The sequence below is a fragment of the Nostoc sp. CHAB 5715 genome, from assembly GCF_020829685.1.
GTDB lineage: Bacteria > Cyanobacteriota > Cyanobacteriia > Cyanobacteriales > Nostocaceae > Nostoc.
In genome coordinates, this window is sequence record NZ_JAIVFR010000703.1 from 1 (window position 1) to 4102 (window position 4102).

Genomic DNA, 4102 nt, shown 5'->3' on the forward strand with positions numbered 1-4102 from the left:
GAAGCCCAGCGCCGGCAGAAAACGCCGGTACTGGTCGTTTTAGCAATTTGATTAACTCGCTGTTTAAACATTTCAAATTGCTTTTCTGTAACCTGTTTCCAATCGTCACGAGCAATTCGATCTAGTTTTTTGCATAGAAATAAGTCAAAGCGAGTATCGAGTACCCCATATTCCATCAAATTGTGTCTGTCAAATTTATTGCATCCTTGACAAACCGGAATGCGATCGCGGTTTGGATCGTAATCAGGAATCACTAACCTTACTAAATGTGCCTGAATTTGCCCCTTAGAGCTTTGGGACTCTTCTTCTACAAGGGTTTCAGCCTCTGGTTGTCGCCCTGGGTTTACAACTGTCGCCGTAGGTTTACAACTGTCGCCCTGGGTTTACAACTGTCGCCCTAGGTTTACAACTGTAGACGGTTTTCTAAACTGTCACATAGGCAGCCACGCGATCGCCGCATGGGTATTACAACCAGGGGCTATATCTGGGAAAAATACGGATACTAGTGACCTGCAAGTAGCAGTATGATTGCATGATAAATTGCTACGCAGTTTGTTTCTTGACTCCCTCCTGCGTCGGTCGATGTCCCCCCCCGCCCCAAGGGGAGCGCTCATCGCCGCAGGGCTACCCCAGCTTTTCCATTATGGCTACGGGTATCAAGGGTAAAATGCACGCGGCTTGAGGTTGCTTGCCTTCGGCACGCTACGCGAACGCATTTTATATTGGCTCCACTTCGTTCCGCATTTTTGCGCCCTTGACCCCCTCCGCTTAAAAAAGGGGGCTGGGGGTTTCCCGGTCATGTCCTTTCGCTGGGAGTTTCGGTTATGTCGGTTATTGCTCGTCGGTCGTTCGTCGGTTGTCCCGCTCCCTTGGCGGTTGAGGTTGTCGAGTTGGCCCGCTCATTCCCTGGCCTTGGGCTTGCGGTGGTGCGGCCGTCGTCTCGTGCGTTTTCTAGTTGGGTGTGTGTGTGTTCGTTCGCGTTTGAGTTGGCGGCGGTGCGTTTTGCTGCGGCGGCGGCGGGTCAGTTCTTCGGGCCTGGTTCCTTCTGTGTCGTTCGTTTTACTGGGCGGCGTTGGCGGGTGTCGGTTCCGTGTTTGTCTCCGGCTGTGGTTGTGCGAGTTTGCTTAGGCCGGCCTCGGTTGGCGCGTCGGTTTGGCGGCCGCTTGGTTCTTGCTCGTTAGTTTATTTGGGGGCTTCGGCCCTCTTTCTTTGGGGATTTAATCATTGACTCTCCATTGGATCAGAGCGCCCAATGCCGAGCGATCGCAGTTTTTCGCGTACCGACTCGACATCAACACCGCAGTAATAAAATCGCTTTTGCTTTAAGTCGCCGATGCAATACCCTGCCCTTCCGTCATTCGCCCGAAATAGCTCGATTGCCAGATCCTCACGCGAAATATCATATTTGCGGGTGGCAAATTCAAGGTCAGGCGGCTCACCTTCTGGATTGTAGAATGAATCCCCTATGATGTGCTGCCAGTGCCCTTGTTGATGATGAAAAATCCTTAAATAACCAGGAATACAAATGTCCATATGTTAATTTAGTGAAAAGAAGACTAGCAGCCCCTAGTGGGGCTAGGGACTGCGCTAGTTAGACGCTAGTTACGGGTTTTCGGACTCCGAGTCAGAATCCGATTTTTTGGATTCTTTCTCGATCTCTTTGATAACATCTTTTGCATAAAGTACGTCCTCCCGTTCACCCGTTTCCGGGTTTACACGGTAGAAAACGTCATCGACAACACGCTCGAATATCCGCTCGTCGTCACTTTGGACTAAAAACCCTGTTCCCTGCAACTGGATAATTAGATATTGCCCGTTTATCTTAGAGCGATCGCCCGTCCTTACCCCCTTAATGTTGGCTTTGATTAAGTGGGTACTGCCAGATTCATTAAAAATGTGCTGTACGCCAGAAGGGGAAGCGATTAACCTGTTGAATTGGGTTAAGATTCCGCCTGAGTTATTTACGCTGAAGGTCAATAGAGCGATCGCACCACTGGCAACTAAACTATGAGTGCAGCTGCGGTGAGGCATCCTGGTTTCAAAAAATCTGCTTATCCAAGGCAAAACCCGACCGGCGGGTGAGGTGGAGATGTCGATGTCTGGGAGTAAGCCAGCGATCGCACCTACTGCAATAACAGCAGGGTTAGCAGTTCCAGGCATAAACTGGTAGCTGTGCCGCTAATTAGTAGATGAGATATTCCTAGCACTAGCGTATCCTCCTATCTTCTGGTGGCAGATTATACAGGAGACGGGAAAGACCGAGGAACACAGCCGCCGCGATACCTCCAAAAATGTACAATGCTTGATCGCCAGTCCCTAACCCGATAAATCGCATAATTACGAAAGCTATACCCGCCAGGAGTATTAAAGGCGTGATGTCAAAATAGCGACGGTGGTCGCCGGACTCGACTTCTAGCCCCAAATATTCCTCATCCACTGCGCGGATTGCCAGCATTGGGTTGCCCCCGGCACGTTCTTGGAGTTTGGCGAGTTCTGAGGGTTTAAGTGCGATCGCTCTTTCCGCCGCAGCCTGTACCATAATTTCCCGAATTGCGTACTCTGGCAGGGGTTTGAGTTCAATTCGGGGAATGTTGATAAAGATGTCGGTACGTGGCGGGTCAGTTGCCAAGAGAAGCATAGGCGCGTCACTTCGTCGCAACTGCTTTAGCCACATTCTAAATTTTGCATCGCAGCAATGGGCATCGTCCAATATGAGAAAAGCTGTGTTTGACTCTAAGAAAGTGGCGATTTCTCGCTTCAACTTGTCGGGTGTTAATGATTTCCCTTCTAGGTCTTCTGTAGGGATATCAAATTGATGTGCTATTTCTAGCAACATTTGTTTAGGGGTGGCAGGTTCGATGAAGGCCACCATGTAACCTTCATCCTGCAAATTTTCTACAACTGCACCAGCTAGTACAGATTTACCACTTCCGTCTTCACCAGCTATGAGAATAGCCCCATTCGCTTTGAGTGAGGCTGTAGTTCGGTTGAGTTCAGCTTGTCGATAGATTCGGAATTCTCCCGGTATTATGTCTGGTTCAGTTGGTGCTGTCTCATCAAGAGAGGAAACTTTGGGGGTGAGCTTGGGAGCGTAGATGCGAAGCAGCTTGTCGCTAGACATCGCTAATACTCCACCTATACCCAATGTCAATAATGACAAGGGATTCAACCCATTAACAGCAATAATCGCCCCAGTTGCCAGCATTCCCAAAAACTTTAAGCTGCGCTGATAGAACCCATTGCGGCGCTGATCAATGAGTCTGCGTAAGCGAAAGGGTCAATGCTTGGCATTTCCCCCGATTCTTTGATTTTAGTTTTTAGCTCATCTGGTAATAGGTTTGGATTTTCGATAAAGTGACGAGCGAGTATATTCTCTGCGATTAGCGTACCAGCTGCTTTACCTTGTGCAGATTGTACGATAGCTGCGACATCATCAACTTGTTGGGATGACTGCGATCGCTTCTGCTTGGGTGCATAGTTAGATGTAGTGGATAGCTGCTGAGTTTCTGCCACTGCCAGAGTACTAGATGTTGATTGCTCTTCTTCGACCGGCCCGGATGGCTCCGGTACTGGGTAGCCTTCCATCCGTCCACCAGTAGCTTTGATGTGGTCGTGTAGTGCGTCCATGTGGGCAGTCTGTCCGGCATCCAGATAAGCTTTACCGCCCTCTTTCCAGGTTGTAATCCGAAGGTATCGTGTCCTGGCATAAAAGGAATCGCGCTGAATCCCATATTTTTTTTGTAATTCTAATATGGAAATTTTAGAAAAATTTTCTTCTTTTTGAGAATCTTCGCCGTCAGTTTGGATGTTATCGGGTTGATTGTCTGCCATAATCCGCTTATTGTATGCCAGTTTTTCACTCTATTATCTGGCGTACAGTCTGCCGGAGTGTACGGTAAGATTACGGGTTGTATTGTGAAGCTTCACCCGACAAAGTAATAAAATCAGTGCTGTGGTAATTACGGTTTACTAATCTAGCGCTCTTTCATCACTCTCAGAAAACAATAATCGAAGCGGGAAACTGAAACTATTACTCAATCAAGGTTTGAAGCTTTATTTTCTAATAGAAATTCAAAAATGTTGCTAAAACCTGAAAATCGAA

General features: G+C 48.2%; 5 protein-coding genes and 1 pseudogene. 1 reads left to right on the top strand and 5 read right to left on the bottom strand.

Annotated features, from left to right (window positions below; translation table 11 throughout):
- Positions 1–254, bottom strand: a pseudogene (locus tag LC574_RS29410) (hypothetical protein); the annotation flags it as partial.
- Between the two features lie 711 nt (positions 255–965).
- Between LC574_RS29410 and LC574_RS29415 the strand changes: the two are divergent.
- Positions 966–1181: a hypothetical protein gene (locus LC574_RS29415; RefSeq protein ID WP_229457156.1), complete on the top strand. Its 216-nt coding sequence runs from the start codon at positions 966–968 to the stop codon at positions 1179–1181.
- 40 nt (positions 1182–1221) lie between these two features.
- Here the strand turns inward: LC574_RS29415 and LC574_RS29420 are convergent, their stop codons facing one another.
- The 4 genes from LC574_RS29420 to LC574_RS29435 all read right to left on the bottom strand — a co-directional run bounded on the left by LC574_RS29420 (position 1222) and on the right by LC574_RS29435 (position 3831).
- The gene (locus LC574_RS29420) at positions 1222–1533 is read right to left on the bottom strand and encodes a hypothetical protein (protein ID WP_229457157.1); all 312 of its coding nucleotides are present in this window, start codon (positions 1531–1533) and stop codon (positions 1222–1224) included.
- Positions 1534–1602: 69 nt separating this feature from the next.
- The gene (locus LC574_RS29425) at positions 1603–2160 is read right to left on the bottom strand and encodes a metal-dependent hydrolase (RefSeq protein WP_229457158.1); all 558 of its coding nucleotides are present in this window, start codon (positions 2158–2160) and stop codon (positions 1603–1605) included.
- Between the two features lie 46 nt (positions 2161–2206).
- Entirely contained in the window at positions 2207–3205 is a 999-nt protein-coding gene (locus LC574_RS29430) for an ATP-binding protein (RefSeq protein WP_229457159.1), read from the bottom strand.
- A gap of 11 nt (positions 3206–3216) precedes the next feature.
- Positions 3217–3831, bottom strand: coding sequence for a hypothetical protein (locus LC574_RS29435; RefSeq protein ID WP_229457160.1), 615 nt, complete (start codon positions 3829–3831; stop codon positions 3217–3219).
- Positions 3832–4102: the final 271 nt, after the last annotated feature.